Genomic DNA, 20,912 nt, shown 5'->3' with positions numbered 1-20,912 from the left:
ACTCGCCCTGACATTGGCAGACGGGATCTTGCAGGGGCCGGAGGAGGCGTTTTGAAAACATTCCTGCTCGGGCCTAGCGCCTCAACGCTGAACATGTTGCGTCAAGCGTGCCTGCAACGCCGAGATGCGGTGCCGCCAACGTTAACCGAAAAAGCGCTCATCCCTGACATTCCAGATGCTCGCTACTGGCTGGACCAGGATCTGACGCCGTTCATTCGGGATGTGAGTCAGGCCAACCTTCGAGAAGCCGAGGCGCTCGCCAGCACAGGGATGCCCAATGACACCCTGCCGCTGGCAAGCATGCTGGCCGTTTCGGGGGGCGGCGATGCCGGCACATTCGCGGGGGGCATCATTGCGGGATGGACCCTGCATGGGTCTCGTCCCGTGTTCAAAGTCGTCACCGGCATTAGCGCTGGCGCCCTGGTCGCCCCGTTTGCCTACCTGGGGCCCCAGTACGACGGTGTCATTCTGGGTATCTGCAATGCAGTCGGTCCAAAAGACATTTTTCATCCGCGCAATATGCTGACCCGTCTTGCCAGCGATGGTATGGCGCACAGCAAGCCACTGTCGCGGCTGATTGCACAGCACGTCACTGCCGAGGTTCTTGCGGCGATCGCGTCGGAATACGCCAAAGGGCGTCTTCTGATGATCGGCACCACCGACCTTGATTCTGGACGCCCGGTCACCTGGAACATGGGCGCTATTGCCTCCAGCCAGGCACCGGGCGCGCTCGACCTGTTTCGCAACATCATGATCGCGTCGATGAGCATTCCCGGCGCCGTTTCACCCGTCATGATCGATGTGGAGGTTGACGGCCAACAGTTTCAGGAAATGCACGTGGACGGAGGCGTCCTGACTCAGGTGTTCCTTTACCCACCCGGCACCGTGATGGCGCTTAACCGCTTGACCGGGGCGCGTTTGCGTGATGAACGGCATTTCTATGTCATTCGCAACGGCAAACTGGAGTTGCAGTGGTCCGGAACCAAGCGCCGCACCTTGAGCATCGGCGGTCGCGCCATCAGCGCATTGATCCAGACTCAGGGGATCAGCGATCTGGATCGCATTTACCGAATTGCACAGCAGGATGGGGCGGACTTCAATCTGGCGTACATCGGCTCCGATTTTGATATTTCTCGCAATCATAGATTTGATGGCGAGTACATGAAGCGCTTGTTCGATTACGCCTTTGAACTCAGCGCGAAAGGGTATCCGTGGCATAAATCGCCGAGTACGTGAGAGAGGGCCGACGCTCTGCCTAATGCCAGTCAGTTAAGCCGTAACGCGATCTGTAGCAGCTGCCGAGCTTGCGAGGCTGCGTTCGGCTGCGTAGCAGTCGTAAAATCAGTCATTGCAGTACATCAGGCATACCGCGTCAGCCGGACTCACGACTGCTTCGCAGCCGAACGCAGCCTCGCGGGCTCGGCAGCTGCTACAAAAGTGTCGCGGCTGAAATATTGGAATAGCGGCGCTTGATTTTCCGCACTTGCCCCAGAGAAATCAGCTGACCGGCTCGGCCGTACAACTCATTGCCCCTGAGCCTGGCGTCTGGAAAATGACCCCGTTGCCGTCTTGCCAGAAGCGATAGTTCCCCTGGGAATCCTTGCCAGTGTATTGGGTTCCCGAATCACTCGGCACCTGGCTCAGGGTGATCGAGGTGTTCGCCCATTTCAGGTACACGACACCTGGCTGCGTGTTAAAGAAGGTGGCGGCAATCAGTGCGTTAAACCCTGTACAACGAAAAGCCAGGGGGCCTTCGGTGAGCGTGTCTGGATCCTTGGTTCTCACAATGGCCGAGCCTTGGCGTAGCTGGTGCGCGCGCTCGGCATAACTTCGGATCGTGCACGCCTTGGGCTCAGGCGTGGACGCACACTGATTACGGGAGTCGATCCAGAACTGCTGGTCGATCAAGACTTTGTCTGGGCGCGGTACTGAACGTTCATCCGTGAGCGCCAGGCGATAAAGACGCGTCAATTCGATATCCATCTGTGCCAGTTGCGAATCGCGACAGATAAGCTTTTCGACGGATGCCCTTGCCGTGGCGCAATCGAAACTGGTCTTGAACGACGCAGCATTTGCGCAGGTGCTCGTCGCCGCGCAAACGCTGGCAGCGAGCAGACAGGTGAAAAGGGTCGTGACCGTTTTCATGTTGGCTTCACCCAGATCATTACGCGATCCCCGGATTGCCATGGAACCTATCGATCTGTTGGACATTCATTCGTTCGCATTGGGTGTATCGCAGTGTAAGTCAGTGCTCGAAACTTGCCACTTCTGGCGATGTTAAAATATGTTATTTCGAAAAAATACTTCACATAATCTGATCATTGGTAGATGATCTCCAGCAGCCGGTATGACAACCTGATAACACGACAAAAACAGGATTGCCTTGATGTTCGATGAGATCCCGACTCATGTGCTGAATGACAGTGCCCCTCAGCGGGTTCATCCGCTCGGCGCTGATCCTGTCTACCGCCGCCCTCTCTACAACGCGGCCAATGTCTGCGCCTTGCAGGCGCGCAAGCAGTCGCGGCTTTCCTCTGGAGTACCCCATGAATAACAAGAATGTCGGTGTTGTCGGTCTGGGCGCGATGGGCTTGGGCATTGCTCGCTCGTTGTTGCGCAGCGGTTTCAATGTGCATGCCTGTGATGTGCGGGCTGCAGTGACTGAACAGTTTGCCGGGGAGGGCGGTGTGGCTTGCTCTTCGCCGTCGCACATGGCCGCTGAGTGCGACGTGATAGTGACCGTGGTGGTCAACGCCGAGCAGACCGAAACCGTACTGTTTGGTGAGGGTGGTGCCGTGGCCGCAATGCGTCCGGGCAGTCTGGTGATCGGCTGCGCCACCGTAGCCCCGACTTACGCGGTGGATCTGGGCCAGCGCCTGGCTGCGCTGGGCCTGCTGTATCTGGATGCACCGATTTCAGGCGGTGCCGCCAAGGCGGCCGCTGGCGAGATGACCATGATGACCTCGGGGCCGGCCGACGCCTATACCAAGGCTGAGTCAATCCTGGCGGGCATGGCCGGCAAGGTTTATCGCCTGGGTGACGTTCATGGCCTGGGGTCGAAGGTCAAAATCATCAATCAGCTCCTCGCCGGGGTGCATATCGCCGCCTCTGCCGAAGCCATGGCGCTGGGCCTGCGTGAAGGGGTCGATCCCGATGCACTCTATGAGGTGATCACCCATAGCGCCGGTAATTCCTGGATGTTCGAAAACCGCGTACCGCACATTCTCAAGGCTGACTACACGCCGTTGTCCGCGGTGGATATTTTCGTCAAGGACCTGGGCCTGGTACTGGATACCGCCCGGGCCAGCAAATTTCCGCTGCCGCTGTCGGCCACCGCTCACCAGATGTTCATGCAGGCGTCCAGTGCCGGCTTCGGCCGTGAGGACGATTCGGCGGTGATCAAGATTTTCCCGGGCATCGAATTGCCGACTGCCAAGCCCCAGTCCGTTTGAAGCCCGAGCCCGTTTGAGGAACACCCCATGACTACCTCCACCGCACGCCCGCTGCTGGGCTGCATCGCCGACGATTTCACCGGTGCCACGGACCTGGCCAACATGCTGGTGCGCGGCGGAATGCGTACTGTGCAAAGCATCGGTATCCCGAGCGCAGACGTTGCCGCCGGGCTTGATGCCGATGCGATCGTCATCGCCCTGAAATCCCGTACCACGCCGGTCGCCGACGCGGTCGAACAGTCCCTCGCCGCACTGGCCTGGCTGCGCGAACAAGGCTGCGAGCAGATCTTCTTCAAATACTGCTCGACGTTCGACTCCACTGCGGCCGGCAATATCGGCCAGGTCAGCGAAGCGCTGCTGGCCGCACTGGGTAGCGACTTCACCCTGGCCTGCCCGGCGTTCCCGGAGAATGGCCGGACGATCTTTCGCGGCCACTTGTTTGTGCAGGATCAACTGCTCAGCGAGTCGGGCATGCAGCATCACCCGCTGACGCCGATGACCGATGCCAACCTGGTTCGGGTCCTGCAATCGCAGACTGGCCTGAATGTCGGCCTGTTGCGTTACGACACCATTGCCCGCGGCACTGAGCAGGTGCGTGCGCGAATCGCGGAGCTGAGGGCTCAAGGTGTCGGCATGGCCATCGCTGATGCCTTGTCGGACAGCGATCTGTACACCCTCGGTACCGCCTGTGCCGATCTGCCGTTGTTAACGGGTGGTTCGGGGCTGGCCCTGGGTTTGCCGGAAAATTTCCGTCGCGCTGGTAAGCTGCGTGACCTCGATGCCTCGAAGCTTCCGGCGGTGTTCGGCGGGGAAGTGGTGTTGGCCGGCAGTGCTTCGATCGCCACCAATGGACAAGTGGCGGCCTGGCTCGAAGCCGGTCGGCCGGCCTTGCGGATTGATCCGTTGGCCTTGGCGGCGGGTGAACCGGTGGTGGCGCAAGCCTTGTCCTTCGCCCGTAATAACGAACAAACCGTATTGATCTACGCCACCAGCTCACCGGATGAGGTCAAGTCGGTGCAACAGCAACTGGGTGTCGAGCAGGCTGGCAGTCTGGTAGAAAACGCCTTTGGCGAAATTGCCCAAGGTCTGCGCCAGAGCGGCGTGCGCCGCTTCGTGATCGCCGGCGGAGAAACCTCGGGCGCTGTGGTTCAGGCGTTGGGCGTACAGCTGCTGCAGATCGGCGCGCAGATCGATCCGGGTGTGCCGGCGACTGTCAGCAATACTGACGAACCTTTGGCGCTGGCACTCAAATCGGGCAACTTCGGTGGTCGCGACTTCTTCAGCAAAGCCTTGAGCCAACTCGCGGGAGGTGCTCAGTGAGTAACGAAAACGCCCTGCGCGAGGAAATCTGTGAGGTTGGCCATAGCCTTTACCAGCGCGGTTACACCGTCGGCAGCGCCGGCAATATCAGCGCGCGCCTGGACGACGGTTGGTTGATCACACCGACCGATGTCTGCCTCGGGCGCCTCGATCCCGCGACCATCGCCAAGGTCAATCTGGCTGGCGAATGGCTGTCCGGTGACAGGCCTTCAAAGACCCTGGCGCTGCACCGTCAGGTCTACGACCGCAACCCGAGTGTCGGCGGCGTGGTGCATACCCATTCCACTCATCTGGTGGCGTTGACGCTGGCCGGTGTCTGGCAGGCAGACGACATCCTGCCGCCGCTGACGCCGTATCAGGTCATGAAAGTTGGGCATATCCCATTGATTGGCTACCAGCGACCCGGTTCGCCGAAGGTTGCCGAGCAAGTCGCGCAGCTGGCCAATAGTGTTCGCGGCGTGATGCTCGAACGGCTTGGCCCGGTGGTCTGGGAGAGTTCGGTGTCCAGGGCCAGTTACGCCCTGGAGGAGCTTGAGGAAACTGCACGGCTCTGGCTGATGAGCGATCCCAAACCGGAACCTCTCGACCAGGCGGCTTTGGACGAGTTACGAGAGACCTTCGGCGCGTCCTGGTAGACCGCAGGTTTAACACCCCCGGATCGATATTGCAGGCTTTGCACGTGAGACGCACAGCGACTCTCGATGACAACGGCTTGCCTGAAAAACAATAACAACAGGAAACCCCAGCATGACTGACCTTCACGGCGGTACTTTCAGTTTCAGTTGCAGAACCCTCGCGCCCATCCAGCGGGGAGGACTTGTGAAATGAGCCCGTTAATCCTGATGGTGACTGCGGGGGTGGGCATCGCGCTGTTGTTGTTCCTGGTGCTCAAGTACAAGTTCCAGCCCTTCGTGGCCTTGATGCTGGTGAGCATTCTGGTGGCGCTGGTGGCCGGGGTGAAACCGGCCGATCTGGTGGCGACCATCGAAGGCGGCATGGGCAAGACCCTGGGCCATATCGCGATCATCATTGCCTTGGGCGCGATGATCGGGCGAATCATCGAACTCTCCGGCGGTGCCGAGGCGCTGGCCAAGACCCTGATTACTCGTTTCGGCAACCGGCGCACACCGCTGGCGCTGACGATTGCCGGTTTCATGGTCGGGGTGCCGGTGTTCTTCGAGGTCGGCGTGATCATCCTGATGCCGCTGGCCTATGGCATTGCGCGCAGTGCACGTAAGCCGTTGTTAGTCTTCGCACTGCCGATGTGCGCGGCCTTGTTGACCGTACACGCCTTTCTGCCGCCACACCCGGGCGCTGTGGCCGCTGCCAGTCAATTGGGCGCGGACCTGGGCCGCGTGCTGATGTTCGGTCTGCCGCTCACCGCGTTCCTTTGCTATGTCGGCTACCGCGTGGCCGGGCGCATGACCCGTCGGGTGTACCCGATGACCGACGATATTCGTGCCGAGGTCTATGGCCCGCATGTCACCAACGAGGATCTGGCCGCCTGGTCCAATGGCAACGACAAGAGCGCTGAGCGAGCGGCTGTGGCCGTGTCGCACATGGGCCTGGAAGAGTCCACCAGCAGCATCGTTTCCAAGTTGCCGCCGGCACCTCCACCAGGGTTTGGTTTGATCGTCAGCCTGATCCTGCTGCCCATCATTCTGATTCTGCTGGGAACGCTGTCCACCTCGTTGCTGCCTGCCGAATCGACCCTGCGCGGCATCATGACTGTGCTCGGCGCGCCGCTGGTGGCGCTGCTGATCGACACGTTGCTGTGTGCCTGGTTGCTGGGTTCGCGTCGGGGCTGGAGCCGTACTCAGGTGTCTGATGTGATCGGTTCGGCCTTGCCCGGTGTGGCCATGGTGATCCTGATTGCCGGTGCCGGCGGGGTGTTTGGCAAGGTGCTGGTGGATACCGGTATCGGCGCGGTGGTCTCCGATATGCTGCGCACCACCGGTCTGCCGGTGCTGGCGCTGGGCTTTCTGCTGACCATGCTGTTGCGCGCGGTGCAGGGCTCGACGACGGTGGCGCTGGTGACCACTGCCGGCATCATCAGCCCGCTGATTGTGACCCTCAATCTCACCCCGAATCACATGGCGCTGCTGTGCCTGGCCATGGGCGGTGGCGGGTTGGCCATGTCCCATATCAATGACGCCGGTTACTGGATCTTCACCAAGCTGTCCGGGCTGAACGTGGCCGACGGCTTGCGCACCTGGACGGTGTTGACCACCTTGCTCGGCACCTTGGGTTTCTGTATTACCCTGCTGATCTGGCCGTTTGTCTAACTCTTAATTTCAGGAGCTACCATGCCTCGTTTTGCTGCCAACCTCAGCATGCTCTACCCGGAACATGCGTTTCTGGATCGCTTCGCCGCCGCGGCTGCCGATGGTTTCGAAGCGGTGGAGTATCTGTTTCCCTACGACTACAGCGCTGAAGAGCTCCAGCAACGCTTGAGCGATAACGGCCTGGTGCAGGCGCTGTTCAACGCTCCGCCTGGTGATTGGGCGGCGGGCGAGCGGGGCACGGTGTCGTTGCCTCGCCGGGAGAGTGAATTTCGTAGCGGTTTTGATCGCGCCCTGGAATACGCCGGCGTGTTGGGCAATTCACGTATCCATGTGATGGCTGGGCTGTTGCCCTCGGAAAGCGATCGCCCACGGCATCACGGCGTGTACCTGGAGAACCTCGCCTATGCCACCGCCCGGGCGGCCAAGGTCGGTATCACGGTGCTGCTGGAACCGATCAATACACGAGACATGCCGGGCTTTTTCCTCAACCGGCAGGACCAGGCCCAGGCCATCTGCAAGGAAGTAGGCGCCAGTAACCTGAAGGTTCAGTTCGACTGTTATCACTGCCAAATCGTTGAAGGCGACCTGGCCACCAAACTGCGTCGGGACTTCGATGGGATCGGCCATATCCAGATCGCTGGCGTGCCGGACCGGCATGAACCGGACCTGGGAGAAGTCAACTATCCCTATCTGTTCGAGTTGATCGACCAGTTGGGTTATGACGGCTGGGTAGGGTGCGAATATCGGCCGCGTGGCAATACTTCGGCCGGCTTGCAATGGCTACGGGACTGGAAGGCGCGCTAAGCGGAACAGAGGAGGGGGGCGACGGGCGCTGCCGGAGCCCGTCGTTTCAGTCAGACGGCAACAACAGTTCGACACCTTGCTTGCGGATGCCATCGGCCGCGGCCGGGGTCAACGCGTCATCGCTGAGGATAATGTCGAACTGCTCTAGCCCGGCAATCTTGTACATGCTGAATGTGCCGTATTTCGAACTGCTGGCCACCAGCACCACTTGCGAGGCCGATTGCATCGCGGCCTGTTTCACCTCCACCTTCAGCGCCGACGGCGTGGTGAGGCCGCGACGCAAATCCCAGGAGCTGGTCGATATGAACGCGATATCGGTGACGACCTGACGCAACGTGGCAACCGCCAGGCCGCCGACGCAGGATTGATTGGAGTGATCCAGCTGCCCACCGGTATGAATCACCGTGACATGGGGCGCATCGATCAGTGACTGGACGATGCCGAAATCGTTAGTCACCACAGTCATGCCGGACAGCGCCTTGATGTACGGGACGATTTCCAGCGTGCTGGTTCCCGCATCCAGGTAAATCGTCATATCGGCATGCAGTAGCCGGGCGGCGAGCTTGGCCATGGCCTGCTTCTGTGGCAACTCGACCACCGCCTTGAGCTGATGGCTTGGCTCACTATGGAGCTGGCTGGCGATCCGCACCCCACCCGTTACCGAGTAAGCACGACCCTCCTGCTCCAAAAGCGCGATATCGCGACGTATGGTCATGTGCGAACAGTCGAACATTTCCATCAACTGATGAACACTCAGCACCTGATGCTTGCGCAACTGTCGCAGCATCAATTCACGGCGCTGTTCAGGAATCATCGGTGCGCCGCTTTCGGCGGCGATGTCCTTTTGAGTAGGCATTCGGGCTCCAGATTGAGGAAAGCTGACGGTAAAGCTAACGGTCAAACATAGTAGCGAATCTGTGGCGGGATCAGTAGCGCTGCGATGTGACGGGTCCTGGGACTTAAATTGAGCCACGATTCGCGTGGACAGTGCTTCCTGCTCTTTCGATATGTAGCGAGTGAAGGCACAATGCGCATCCTTTTTTGGCTGGCCTTGCCGGAGGCGCCTCGAAATGATCAAAACGCCGTACTACCTCATCGATAAACAAAAGCTGCTGGCGAACATGCAGAAGATCGCCTATGTGCGCGAACAATCCGGGGCCAAGGCGCTCCTGGCACTCAAGTGCTTCGCCACCTGGTCGGTGTTCGACCTGATGCAGCAATACATGGACGGCACCACGTCGTCGTCGCTCTACGAGCTCAAGCTCGGTCGACAGAAGTTCGCTGGCGAGACCCATGCCTACAGCGTGGCCTGGGCCGACGACGAGATCGAGGAGATGCTCGACAACTGCGACAAGATCATCTTCAACTCCATCGGTCAGTTGCAGCGCTACACCGAGGCTTCGGCCGGCAAGGTGCGCGGCCTGCGAGTCAATCCGCAGGTGAGCAGCTCGGATTATCTGCTGGCCGACCCTGCGCGGCCGTTCAGCCGTCTGGGCGAGTGGGACCCGGAGAAGATCGAGCAGGTCATCGAGCAGATCTCTGGCTTCATGTTCCACAACAACTGCGAGAACGGTGATTTCGGCCTGTTCGACCAGATGCTGTGCACTATCGAAGAACGCTTCGGCAACTTGTTGCACAAGGTCGAGTGGGTCAGCCTCGGTGGCGGCATCCACTTCACTGGCGAAGGCTACGCGCTGGACGAGTTCTGCGCGCGCCTCAAGAGCTTCTCGCAAAAATACGGCGTGCAGGTCTACCTGGAGCCGGGCGAAGCGGCCATCACGCAGAGCGCGTCGCTGGAAGTCACCGTGCTCGACACCCTCTACAACGGCAAGCACCTGGCAGTTGTGGACAGCTCCATCGAAGCGCATATGCTCGATCTACTGATCTATCGCCTGAATGCGAAGCTGGCGCCCAGCGAGGGTGAGCACACGTACATGGTGTGCGGCAAATCCTGCCTGGCCGGGGATATTTTCGGTGAATATCAATTTGATCGTCCGCTGGCTATCGGGGATCGGCTGTCGTTCATCGACGCAGCGGGTTACACCATGGTCAAGAAGAACTGGTTCAACGGCCTGAAAATGCCGTCTATCGTGGTGAAACAACTCGACGGTACTGTCGAGGTGGTTCGTGAGTTTGGTTACAACGACTACATGTCCAGCCTTTCGTAAGCTGGCAGAGAAGGAGAGAGAGAAAAATTGAAGAAGAACGTGCTTATCATTGGTGCAGGAGGTGTCGCCAAGGTGGTGGCCCACAAGTGCGCGCAGCACAACGATGAACTCGGTCGTATTGCTATCGCGTCGCGCAACATCTCCAAGTGCCAGGCCATCATCGACAGCGTCAAGGCCAAGGGCAGCCTCAAAGTGCCCGCCGATATCCAGGCCTTCTCGCTGAATGCTATGGACGTCGAAGCGACCAAGGCGCTGATCCGCGAAACCGGATCGCAGATCGTCATCAACGTCGGTTCCGCCTTCCTCAACATGTCGGTGCTGCGCGCCTGCATCGATACCGGCGTGGCCTATCTGGACACCGCCATTCACGAAGAACCGGGCAAAATCTGCGAGACGCCGCCCTGGTATGGCAACTACGAGTGGAACCACCTCGAAGAGTGCAAAGAGAAGAACATTACCGCCATTCTCGGCGTGGGCTTCGACCCGGGTGTGGTCAACGCCTATGCAGCACTGGCGCAACAACAGTATTTCGACCGCATTGATTCGATCGACATTCTCGACGTCAACGCCGGTTCCCATGGCAAGTATTTCGCCACCAATTTCGACCCGGAAATCAACTTCCGCGAATTCACCGGACAAGTGTGGAGCTGGCAGAACAGTCAGTGGACCAGCAACACGATGTTCGAAGTCAAACGCACCGACGATCTGCCGGTCGTAGGCGCGCAGAACCTGTACCTGACCGGCCACGATGAAGTGCACTCGCTGTCGAAAAACCTCGACGTGCCCAACGTGCGTTTCTGGATGAGCTTCGGCGAGCACTACATCAATGTGTTCACCGTGCTCAGGAACCTCGGCCTGCTCTCCGAGCAACCGGTCAAGACCGCCGAGGGCCTGGAAGTCGTACCGCTGAAAGTGGTCAAGGCCGTGCTCCCTGATCCGAGCTCGCTGGCGCCCGGCTACACCGGCAAGACCTGCATCGGTGATCTGGTCAAGGGCACCAAGGATGGCCAGCCGCGCGAAGTGTTCATCTACAACGTGGCTGATCATGAAGACGCTTACGCGGAAACTGACAGCCAGGGCATTTCCTATACCGCAGGCGTGCCGCCCGTGGCAGCAGCCCTGCTGGTCGCCCGCGGAGAGTGGGACGTGCAGCGCATGGCCAACGTCGAGGAGCTTCCAGCTGAGCCGTTCCTCAAGGCGCTGGATGTGATGGGCCTGCCGACCCGCATCAAGGACGAGAATGGAGATCGTCCCTGGAGCTGAAACGCTTGAGGCTCGCAACCTGCAGGTGAACCTCGTTTCCCGCTCCATACGCAAAAACGCCGCTCTTTGAGCGGCGTTTTGGTTTGTGCGTAATGTGTTGGGCTTGTTGAGGACGAGATCAAGAACTCTGCCTCGAGCATTCCCGCCCGTCACCCACATTGAAACCCAGCCCGTCGAACCGGCACTAACCCGTGGTTGCGTGGTCAGTAATTGGCGCTTGTAGTGGCGAGAGTCGTCTCTGATAGCGGCACGTCAGGCTACGTTTAAACGTTCGCGATGGATTGCGTCCTGGACCGACTAATCCTTTTGCGGGCGATACTCTATGGGTTTGCTTCTCGATCCGCGTCATGACATTGATGCCGCTTTATTAAGCTATCGCCGGGTGTTCTGGTCGCTGGCGCTGTTCAGTGGGGTGATCAACCTGCTGGTGCTGGTGCCGTCGCTCTACATGATGCAGGTGTACGACCGGGTCCTCACCAGCCGCAACGAAACCACCTTGTTCATGCTCACCTTGATCGCCCTGGGACTGTTCATGTTCAGCGCCCTGATCGAGTGGGCACGCGGCGAGGTGATGATTCGCATGAGTGCGGGGCTGGACGATGCCTTGGGCGAGCGGATTTTCGACGCCGCCTTCGCCCGCAGCCTGCGCGAGCACAACGCCAACCCGGCGCAGGTGCTCATCGATCTGGCGACGCTGCGGCAGTTGATCACCGGCCAGGGCCTGATCGCCTTGCTCGATGCGCCGTGGTTGCCAATCTTCCTGCTGGTGGCGTTCATCTTTCATCCATGGTTCGGCGTACTGACGCTGGTTCTGGCGCTGGTGCTGATCGGCCTGGCGCTGTGGGGCGAATTGTCGACTCGCACACGCTTGGGCGAAGCCAATCGCCTGGGCGTGCAGTCGTCGATCTATGTAAACAGCACGTTTCACAATGCCGAAGTCATCCAGGCCCTGGGCATGCTCGGGCCGTTGCGCCAGCGTTGGAGCCTGCTGCAGCAACGCATCATTGCCGCCCAGGCCCATGCCAGCGACCGCGGCGCGCGTATCACTTCGATGACCCGTTTCGTGCGCATCTCCGGACAGTCTTTGGCCCTGGGGTTGGGGGCGTTGCTGGTGCTTGAAGGCCAATTGTCGGCGGGCATGATGATTGCGATGTCGCTGCTGCTGGGGCGTGCCCTGGCGCCCGTGGAAATCGCCATTGGCTCGTGGAAGCAATTCAACTCCGGCCGCCAGAGCTACCAGCGCCTGAGCCAACTGCTTGCCCAGCATCCGCGCGAGCGCCTGCGCATGCCATTGCCACCGCCCACCGGCGCAGTGCGCCTGGAGCAGTTGTATGTCGGCCCGCCCGGCGCCTCGCAACCGATCCTGCGAGGCATCAATTTCAGCCTGGCCAAAGGTGATGTGCTCGCCGTCGTCGGCCCCAGCGCCAGTGGTAAATCAACGCTGGCCAGGGCGCTGGTCGGGGTATGGCCGGCGATGGGCGGGTCGGTGCGCCTGGACGACGCCGAGATCAGTCAATGGTCCCACGACGCCCTGGGCCCGCACCTTGGATACCTGCCGCAGGACATCGAGCTGTTCGACGGCAGTGTGGCCGACAACATTGCCCGCTTCGGCGAGCAGGACGCCGACAAGATCATCGCCGCCGGGCGTCACGCCGGCATTCACGAGATGATCCTGAGGTTCCCCAAGGGTTACGACACGCCGCTGGGCCCCGGCGGGCTTGGCTTGTCCGGTGGACAAAAGCAACGTCTCGGCCTGGCTCGCGCGCTCTATGGGCGCCCGTCGCTGATTGTGCTCGATGAGCCCAACTCCAACCTCGATGAAGCCGGGGAGCAGGCGCTGGTGCAGGCCATCCGTGCGCTCAAGGCTGCTGGCAGCACCGTGGTGCTGATTACCCACCGGCCTAATGTGCTGGCGGTGGTCGATCACATCCTGGTGCTCAAGGACGGCACTCAACAAGCATTCGGTCCACGGGACCGGGTGCTCAAAGCATTGATGCCGGGGCCAAGACCGGCCGCGGTCAGGGAGGCTGGCAAAGATGCGTGATCTGACCCCCGGAACACAAACGTACAGCGAGCAACGGCCGAGCGTGCGCGGCGCCACAACGCTGCCCTGCGCCAATACCGACGCCGGGGGGGCAGCACGCTATGGTGTGGGTTTCCTGGTCCTGACGCTGGGCGGCTTCCTGCTTTGGGCCTGCCTCGCGCCACTCGACCAGGGTGTCGTGGGCAGTGGCACCGTGGTGGTGGCGGGCGAACGCAAGGCTGTGCAGTCATTGGTCGGCGGGGTAGTGGAAAAGCTGCTGGTCAGCGATGGCGACCGCGTCACCCAGGGGCAGTTGCTGGTGCAGCTCAATACGGTGCAGGCGCAGTCGCAACGGGACGTGACGTTGGGCAAGTTGCTCAACGATCGCAGCGTCGAGGCGCGGTTGATTGCCGAGCGCCTGGGCTCAGCCGAGATCCAATGGCCCGCTGAACTGCTGGAACATGCCGCCGAGCCGCGGGTCAAGGCCGCCATGGCCTTGCAGAGCCAGTTGTTTCTGACCCGCCGCGCAGAACTGGGCAGCCGCTTGCAGATCATCGAACACGAAGCCGCGGCATTGCAGCAGCAGTTGCAAGGCTACGAAGGCCTCAAGCGCAACTACGACACGCAGATGCGCTTCCAGCAGCAAGAGCTGGAAGGCCTGCGTGGATTGGCCAGTGAAGGCTACATTCCGCGCAACAAACTCTTCGAGGCCGAACGCAACGCAGCCCAATTGGCCGGGCAGATTTCCTCCGGGGTGGGCGATGTTGGCAGGACCCGCCAGGCGATCAATGAAAGCCGGCTCAAGGCCTTGCAGGCGCAGCAGGAATTTCGCCGCGATGCCGAAACCCAGCTCAGCGAGGTCTCTGCCGAGGCGGCAGGTTATGCCGATCAGATTCGTGCCTTGCAGTTTGAAGTCGACAACGGTGCGATCCGTGCGCCGGTGTCCGGGCAGGTCATGGACGTGAACATTCATACGGTCGGGGGCGTTGCGCAGGCCGGCCAAACCCTGATGCAAGTGGTGCCGCTGGATGCGCCGATGGCGATCACCGCGCGTTTCGAGCCGCTGATGGCCAATAAGTTGCGCCCGGGTCTGCCGGTGCATGTGCATTTCACCGCGCTGCAACGGGTGGATACGCCGACGGTCACCGGCACGGTGACTACGGTGTCGGCGGACCAGTTGATCAATGAACAGACGCACCAGCCGTACTTTTCCGCCAAGGTCGAAATTCCCGCCGACACCGTCGCCTCGCTGCAGGCCGCCGGCCTGCTGGTGCGCCCCGGCATGCTCGCCGATGTCACGGTGGTGACGGGGGAACGCACCTTTATGAATTACCTGATGAAACCTTTGCGTGAACGCCTGCTTGCGGCGTTCAAAGAGGAATGAGCATGACCGCTGCATTCGACGCCTCACGCCTCAATGACCCGACCGTGTAATCCGCACACGGTCGTTTGTGATTGGGTCTGTGGTTAATGCCAGTCAGTCAAGCCGCAACACGATCCTTGTAGCAGCTGGCGAAGCCTGCGTTCGGCTGCGCAGCAGTCGTGAAACCAGTCACCGCGGTGTGTCAGTTAAACCGTGGGTTCAGGATTTACGACTGCTTCGCAGCCGAACGCAGGCTTCGCCAGCTGCTACAAGGATCGGGGTGCGGCTTAACTGACTGACATTAGGGTCTGTGGTGGTCTTTGGTTTTTCGGGCACTGCAAATCCCTTATGGGAGCGAGCAAGCTCGCTCCCATAAGACGTCAGGCTGTAAAGTCGCTGGCGTGCAGCTCCTTGACGCCCACCATTTGGACTTCGAACTCGGGGGTGGCGTCGGCGTTGACACTGCCGTAGAGAATGCCATCGGCAAAGCGCAGTTGGCCGGTGGCGTTGGCGGGGTCAAAGGCGTTGCTGCCGATGAAGGTGAAGGCGTCCATGTTGGCGGTCAGCGGGTTGGCGTCCAGGCCGGTAAGGTCCAGATGATCACCCTCGGTGGTCTTGAAACCGCTGATCACGTCACGCAAAGCCCCGACGCCCATGTCCGACAGCGCACCAAACGCGTAGGTATCCGCGCCAGTGCCACCGGTGAGCGTGTCGGTGCCTGCGCCGCCGATCAACCGGTCATCGCCCGAACCGCCCACCAGCGTGTCGTTGCCCGCACCACCGCTCAGAACGTTCGCCGCGCTGTTGCCCGACAGACTGTCGGCGTAGGCGCTTCCCGTCAGGTTTTCGACGAATTTCAAGGTGTCGAGCCCGGAACCCCCGGTGTTTTGTTGTGCAGACGTCGAGAGGTTGACGGTAACGCCGGACAGGGCGCGTTCAAAGGACACCGTGTCATTGCCATCGCGCCCGTCCAGCACGTTGTTGCCGGCACCGGCGAACAGCGTGTTGTCCAGCGCGTTGCCCGTGCCATTGGCGGCGCCAGTGCTATCGATATAAAGACGCTCGACGTTGTTGCCGAGGGTATAGGCCGCCAGTCTGCTGTGCACGCTGTCGATCCCTCCAGGCACCGCATTGCTGTTGGTCTCGATCACGGTGTCATCGGCGTTGTCGACATAGTAGGTGTCGTTGCCATCGCCACCACTCATGCTGTCGGCCCCTGCGGCACCATTAAGCACGTTGGCGGCGGCATTGCCGGTGATGAAGTTGCGCAGCTCATTACCGGTGCCGTCGATGTCCGACACGCCGGTCAGCACCAGATTCTCGAGGTTGGCGCCCAGGGTCCAGCTGACCGAGGCCTGCACCGTATCGATCTGCGAGGGCGAGGTGTTGGTTTCCACCACGCTGTCGGACGCGTTATCGACCACATAGATGTCATTGCCATCGCCACCGGTCATGGAGTCGGCGCCCAGGTCGCCATCCAGTGTGTCGTTGCCCGAGCTGCCCACCAGGGTATCTGCCTGGTCGGTGCCGGAAATCATCCCGCCCTGGTTTTGAGCGTTGTCGAAAATCGCCTGCGCGCTGTTGTTGTCGCTGGGGTTGCCTTGAAAGCCAAGGTCATCGGCGATGTAGTCGGCCAGGCGCTGGCCGACGATTTCCGCCGATTCCTCGTGCAGGTGCCAGACGTCGTCGGGATACACCAGCGGATCGACTTCGTAGCGCAAGGGCAGGTCGGTGTAGTCCACCGCCAGCTTGACGTCAGCACGCTCGGCGGCGATTGATTCCTGGACGGCGCGGACATAGCCAACGCCCTCGACGATGGAGGCAATCTTCTCTGGCGAATAACCACGGGCGCGCGCCGCATCCTCCTGGTAGTGACCGGTTTCCATCATGTACACGCTGAAGCTGCCGAACTGGGTATGCAGGTAATCAAACACCTTTAGGGTCGCGTCCTTGTAGGCAGCGGCCGCCGCTGTTTTGTCCGTGGCACGGCCGATCTCCTGGGCGGCTTCCTCGCCCTGGCCCCAAATGATGCCCATGGTGACGTTATCGATCGATTGCAGTTCGGTACGCTGGTCCCCCAGCAACGCGACGGCACGCAACAGCGCAGCCCCGGGCTGATTGGTGTCGGTCAACCACCAGCACAACTTGAGTTCCTCGGCGCTCATGGTCGACAGGCCGTTGACCGTGCTGCCGCCCACCGCGATGTCGATGCCGTTGCCATCGGCGTCGGTGAACTGGCTGCGCACGTCATAGGGGGTGTAGCGGTCCAGGTCTTCGACCAGCTTCGAGGTGCCGGACTGATTGTCGTCCTCCGTCATGCGCAGCAGGCGCGCATTGGATTGGCCGAGTGTGGGCAGGTAGAGGATGTCCTGCTGGGCGCGCTCGCCGAACACGAAATCACTGGCGGTCAGCGTGTTGAGGTAGTTGCCATTGAGGGCGATTTCGAAGCGATTGCCATCGGCGTCGGACTCGGCGGATTTGATGTAGGTCTTGTCGCCGGCCGCGTTGAGGGTCATGTACAACGTGCCATTGCTGCCATCGCCGAGGCCGAGAAACCCCAGGCCTGACACATCAATCTTGTCGACACCCGCGGTGAAGTCATAAATCGTGTCGGTGGCCGTGACGCCACCGGTGTCGTAGTCGCGGTAGCTGTCGAGCACGTTGGTGTAGCGGAAGGTGTCGGCCCCGTCGCCGCCGTACAGCGAGTCGCGTCCGGCGCCACCGTCGACGATGTCCGCGCCGGTGCCGGCCTTGATTGTGTCATTGCCACCGAGGCCGAGGATCAGGTCCGCGCCCGCCGTGCCGTTGAGGGCTTCGGCATTGTTGGTGCCGGCGATGGTATTGGCGGGCGCATCGGCCACCGCCAGGGCGAAGCTGTCACTGACCGACGCTCCTGAAGGATCGGTGGCCTTGACCAGTACGTTGTAATTGCCCGACGCCGTGCTGATCGGCGTACCGGTGAACGTCAGGCTGGCCGCGTTGAAACTCAGCCACGCGGGCAGGGCGCTACCGTCAGCGAGGGTCGCGGTGTAGGTCAACGCATCCTGGTCGGCGTCGGTGAAGCTGTCATGGGTGACGGTGTAATTGAACGGCGTGTTTTCGGTGGCGTTCTGGTCGAGGAGGGGAATGGCCACCACCGGCGCTACATTGCTGGGTGCGTTCTGGCCGGCGAACACAAAATGACTCGCCGTCAGGCTGCTCACCAGGTTGCCCGCCATCGACAATTCGAAGCGGTTGCCGTTCGCGTCGACGGTGAGATCCTTGAGGTAGGTGCGGTTGCTCGAAGCACTGTAGGTCACTTGCAGCGTGCCGTTCAGGCCATTGCCCAGGGCCGTGTAGCCGAGCGCCGAGACATCGATCTTGTCGGCGGCCACGTCGAAATCGAGGATCTGGTCACTGACGCTGGTGGAACTGGTGCGGTAGCTGTCGAGTGTCGAGGTGTAGCGGAACACATCGGAACCCGCGCCACCGGTGAGTTTGTCCACCCCGGCGCCACCGACCAGGATGTCGTTGCCCGCGCCGCCATTCAGCGTGTCGTTACCGGCGCCACCGAAGAGTTGTTCGTTGGCAGCGGTGCCGGTCAGCGTGTCGTTGTTCGGCGTGCCATTGATCACAGTGGGTGAGGCGGGCACGTCCTGCACGGCGAGGGTAAAGCTGTCGCTGACGGTGGCGTTGCTGCCATCAGTCGCGGTGACTTGTATGGAGTAAGTGCCCGATGCGGTATCGCTGGGTGTGCCGCTGAACGTACGAGTCGCTGCATCGAATGTCAGCCAGCTGGGCAGGGCGCTGCCATTCGCCAGTTTGGCGATGTAGCTGAGGCTGTCGTTATCCGGATCGGTGAAGCTGGTGGCCGGCACCACGTAGCTGAACGGGGTGTTTTCGGTCGCGTTTTGATCCAGCAACGCCGTTGCTACCACCGGCGCATGGTTGACCGTTGGCGAAGTGGCGAAGACGAAATTGGCGCTGGTCAGCTTGTCGACGTAGTTGCCGTTCAGCGTCACTTCAAAGCGGTTGCCATCGGCGTCGGCGGCCAGGGACTTGATGTAAGTCTTGGTGCCGGCACTGTTGAGCACCAGGGACACAGTGTTGTTCTTGCCATCACCCAAGCCGGTGAAACCTAAGGCCGAGAGGTCGATCTTGTCGGCGCTGATATCGAAATCGGTGATCACGTCGCTAAGGTTGGCACCGCCGGTGTTGTAGTTGCGGTAGCTGTCCATGCGATTGGAGAACACAAAGGTGTCCGCTCCGGCACCACCGGTGAGGGTGTCCATGCCGGCGCCGCCGTCGAGCTTGTCGTCGCCCGCGCCGCCACCAAGGCTGTCGTTACCCGCGAGGCCGAGCAGGGTGTCCGCCGAATCGGTACCCAGCAGCGAGTCGCTGCCGCTGGTGCCGGTGACCACGTGATTGAAGATGAAATTGCTGGCGGTCAGGGTGCTGGCGAGGTTGCCCGAGAGAATCAACTCGAAGCGATTGCCGCTGGCGTCGGCATCGTAGTCCTTGATGTAGGTGCGGTCGTTGCTGGCGCTGTAGCTGACCTGCAGGGTGCCGCCACGACCATTGCCCAAACCCGTGAAACCGAGGCCGGCGAGGTCGATCTTGTCCTGGGTGACGTCGAAGTCGGTAATGGTGTCATCGAAGCTTGCGGTTGCGTTGCGGTAACTGTCGGACTGAGCGACGAAACGGAACGTATCGGCGCCGGTACCGCCGGTGAGTTTGTCGGTGCCTGCACCGCCCACCAGAATGTCGCCACCGGCCCCGCCATTGATGGTGTCGTTGCCGGCTGCGCCGTAGAAAATCTCGCTGGCGGCACTGCCCAGCAGGGTGTCGTTGCCAGCCGTGCCTTGCACGGTGGTCATCGGCACCGTGGCACTGACGTAGCTGCCGTCGCCATAGACCAGCGTGGCGCCCTTGCTGGTGTGGCTGATGGTGTTGCCAATAATGGCGTTGCGGTCGGTGCCGTCTTCATTGCGCTCCGCAACACCGTAGGTCGACAGGTTGCTGCCGCTGATGATGTTGCCCTGGATCGTGTTGTCGCTGCCGTTGAAGTACTTGCCGGACACGCCCAGGGTGTCGTCGTAGGACTGGATGATGATTTCCGGTACCGGGTTGCCCAGGGAATTGTTGTTGAGCGTGTTGTCGATGATCTCGACGTGGTTGCTGCCGTAGATGCGGATCCCGGCGCTGGCGTTGTCGTGAATGTCGACGTCGCTGACGGTCACCTCGCTGGACAGCTTGATCAGCACCCCTTCGGCGCCGTTGCCGTACACCTCGCCACCGGTGATGGTGATGTTGCTGGGGGAGGGGATGTTCTCGCTGCCGCGCTGCACCACGATGCCATTGCCGCCATTGTTGTAGGCAACGTTGTTGGTGAGGGTGAAGTCGTGGGTACTGGTGACGACGTTGAAACCGTGGCGGTCATTGTCGTAGGCAACGTTGTTTTCGAAGGTGCTGTCGCTGAGGAAGTCAGCAACGAAGCCGTCCAGGCCATTGCCGTGGGACACGCTGTTCTTGATGACCATGTTGACGGTCTGCTCGTGGGGGTCGAAACCGTACCCGGAGCAATCCTTGATCTCGACGCTGTCGAGGGTGACGTTGGAGTCGTGGCCTGCTTGGCCGGGAATGTAGCCGTTGAACCAACCGTCGATCTTGCCGGTGGTGTGGTCGCGGTTACCGTCGATGGTGAGGTTGCTGACGCCAAAGTCGTGGGTTTCCTCGCCGTAGGCCGAGCGGATGACCCCCGTGATCTTGGTGTCGGAGCCGTCAGCCACCTTGACGGTGGTTTCGCCCATGCCGTCGCCGTACAGGTAGACGTTGCTCTTGAGCATCAGGCAGCCGTCGGAGGGTTCCTCACCTCCCGAAACGATATAAGTTCCGGTCGGCATATACACCTGCCCCCCGCCTGCGGTGGCCGCTGCATCAATCGCACTTTGTATCGCCGCCGTGTCGTCAGTGATGCCATCTCCTTTGGCGCCAAAATTTTGTACATTGAAAATCATGAGCTTATCTCCGTATCAGGCTAAAACCTCGGAAGATGCCAATATTCCATCGACAGCCACCGTGTTATGACCCAGCGGAGCGCAAAAGTTGTGACCACATATCGGGGAAGTGTCAAAAAACGAACTAACTGATCAGTGGTTGTGAGGTTTTTCGAAAAAATAACGTTCTGTTGACGCTCGTTCCTTTCAGCCCAATCCAAAACAGAGTCAGAAAAATTGAGCAGGATTGGCTTGTCTC

At 60.7% G+C, this 20,912-nt stretch carries 14 protein-coding genes; 11 read left to right on the top strand and 3 right to left on the bottom strand.

Annotation, left to right across the window (positions count from 1 at the left end):
- Positions 1-51: 51 nt before the first annotated feature.
- Positions 52-1,236, top strand: a complete 1,185-nt coding sequence (locus tag FQ187_RS00630; protein ID WP_149628007.1) for a patatin-like phospholipase family protein — start codon at positions 52-54, stop codon at positions 1,234-1,236.
- 261 nt (positions 1,237-1,497) lie between these two features.
- Here the strand turns inward: FQ187_RS00630 and FQ187_RS00625 are convergent, their stop codons facing one another.
- The gene (locus FQ187_RS00625; RefSeq protein WP_149628006.1) at positions 1,498-2,145 is read right to left on the bottom strand and encodes an MliC family protein; all 648 of its coding nucleotides are present in this window, start codon (positions 2,143-2,145) and stop codon (positions 1,498-1,500) included.
- A 241-nt stretch (positions 2,146-2,386) separates the two neighbouring features.
- Here FQ187_RS00625 and FQ187_RS29885 point away from each other — a divergent pair, with 241 nt between their 5' ends.
- From FQ187_RS29885 to otnI, 6 genes are all read left to right on the top strand, one after another.
- Positions 2,387-2,554: a hypothetical protein gene (locus FQ187_RS29885; protein WP_178122655.1), complete on the top strand. Its 168-nt coding sequence runs from the start codon at positions 2,387-2,389 to the stop codon at positions 2,552-2,554.
- Positions 2,547-3,452, top strand: a complete 906-nt coding sequence (gene ltnD, locus FQ187_RS00620) for an L-threonate dehydrogenase (RefSeq protein WP_256667253.1) — start codon at positions 2,547-2,549, stop codon at positions 3,450-3,452. Before FQ187_RS29885 ends, ltnD begins: the two co-directional genes overlap by 8 nt.
- Positions 3,453-3,479: 27 nt before the next feature.
- Positions 3,480-4,772 (top strand): 3-oxo-tetronate kinase, encoded by a 1,293-nt coding sequence (gene otnK / locus FQ187_RS00615; protein ID WP_149628004.1) that lies wholly within the window; start codon positions 3,480-3,482, stop codon positions 4,770-4,772.
- Complete coding sequence (locus FQ187_RS00610) at positions 4,769-5,407, top strand: aldolase (protein WP_149628003.1); 639 nt, start codon at positions 4,769-4,771, stop codon at positions 5,405-5,407. The genes otnK and FQ187_RS00610 overlap by 4 nt, the downstream gene beginning before the upstream one ends.
- Positions 5,408-5,596: 189 nt before the next feature.
- On the top strand, positions 5,597-7,057 hold the full coding sequence (locus FQ187_RS00605; RefSeq protein WP_149628002.1) for an SLC13 family permease: 1,461 nt from the start codon (positions 5,597-5,599) through the stop codon (positions 7,055-7,057).
- A gap of 21 nt (positions 7,058-7,078) precedes the next feature.
- Entirely contained in the window at positions 7,079-7,861 is a 783-nt protein-coding gene (gene otnI, locus FQ187_RS00600; RefSeq protein ID WP_149628001.1) for a 2-oxo-tetronate isomerase, read from the top strand.
- Positions 7,862-7,907: 46 nt separating this feature from the next.
- On the opposite strand, the gene FQ187_RS00595 is transcribed toward otnI, so the two are convergent.
- On the bottom strand, positions 7,908-8,717 hold the full coding sequence (locus tag FQ187_RS00595; protein WP_149628000.1) for a DeoR/GlpR family DNA-binding transcription regulator: 810 nt from the start codon (positions 8,715-8,717) through the stop codon (positions 7,908-7,910).
- A 214-nt stretch (positions 8,718-8,931) separates the two neighbouring features.
- On the opposite strand from FQ187_RS00595, the gene nspC reads away from it, so the two are divergent.
- The 4 genes from nspC to FQ187_RS00575 all read left to right on the top strand — a co-directional run bounded on the left by nspC (position 8,932) and on the right by FQ187_RS00575 (position 14,699).
- The gene (gene nspC, locus FQ187_RS00590; protein WP_149627999.1) at positions 8,932-10,029 is read left to right on the top strand and encodes a carboxynorspermidine decarboxylase; all 1,098 of its coding nucleotides are present in this window, start codon (positions 8,932-8,934) and stop codon (positions 10,027-10,029) included.
- A gap of 27 nt (positions 10,030-10,056) precedes the next feature.
- Positions 10,057-11,292, top strand: coding sequence for a saccharopine dehydrogenase family protein (locus tag FQ187_RS00585; protein ID WP_129444117.1), 1,236 nt, complete (start codon positions 10,057-10,059; stop codon positions 11,290-11,292).
- Positions 11,293-11,614: 322 nt separating this feature from the next.
- Complete coding sequence (locus tag FQ187_RS00580) at positions 11,615-13,336, top strand: type I secretion system permease/ATPase (protein ID WP_149627998.1); 1,722 nt, start codon at positions 11,615-11,617, stop codon at positions 13,334-13,336.
- Positions 13,329-14,699, top strand: a complete 1,371-nt coding sequence (locus tag FQ187_RS00575) for an HlyD family type I secretion periplasmic adaptor subunit (protein WP_149627997.1) — start codon at positions 13,329-13,331, stop codon at positions 14,697-14,699. The genes FQ187_RS00580 and FQ187_RS00575 overlap by 8 nt, the downstream gene beginning before the upstream one ends.
- Positions 14,700-15,058: 359 nt before the next feature.
- Here FQ187_RS00575 and FQ187_RS00570 read toward each other — a convergent pair whose 3' ends face one another.
- Positions 15,059-20,674 carry a putative Ig domain-containing protein gene (locus FQ187_RS00570; protein ID WP_149627996.1) on the bottom strand — a complete coding sequence of 1,872 codons (5,616 nt, stop codon included), beginning with the start codon at positions 20,672-20,674 and terminating at the stop codon, positions 15,059-15,061.
- Between the last annotated feature and the right edge of the window lie 238 nt (positions 20,675-20,912).

It is taken from the genome of Pseudomonas sp. ANT_J28 (assembly GCF_008370005.1).
In the GTDB taxonomy this organism is placed as follows: Bacteria; Pseudomonadota; Gammaproteobacteria; order Pseudomonadales; family Pseudomonadaceae; genus Aquipseudomonas; species Aquipseudomonas frigoris.
This window is presented reverse-complemented; position numbering and strand designations above follow the sequence as displayed.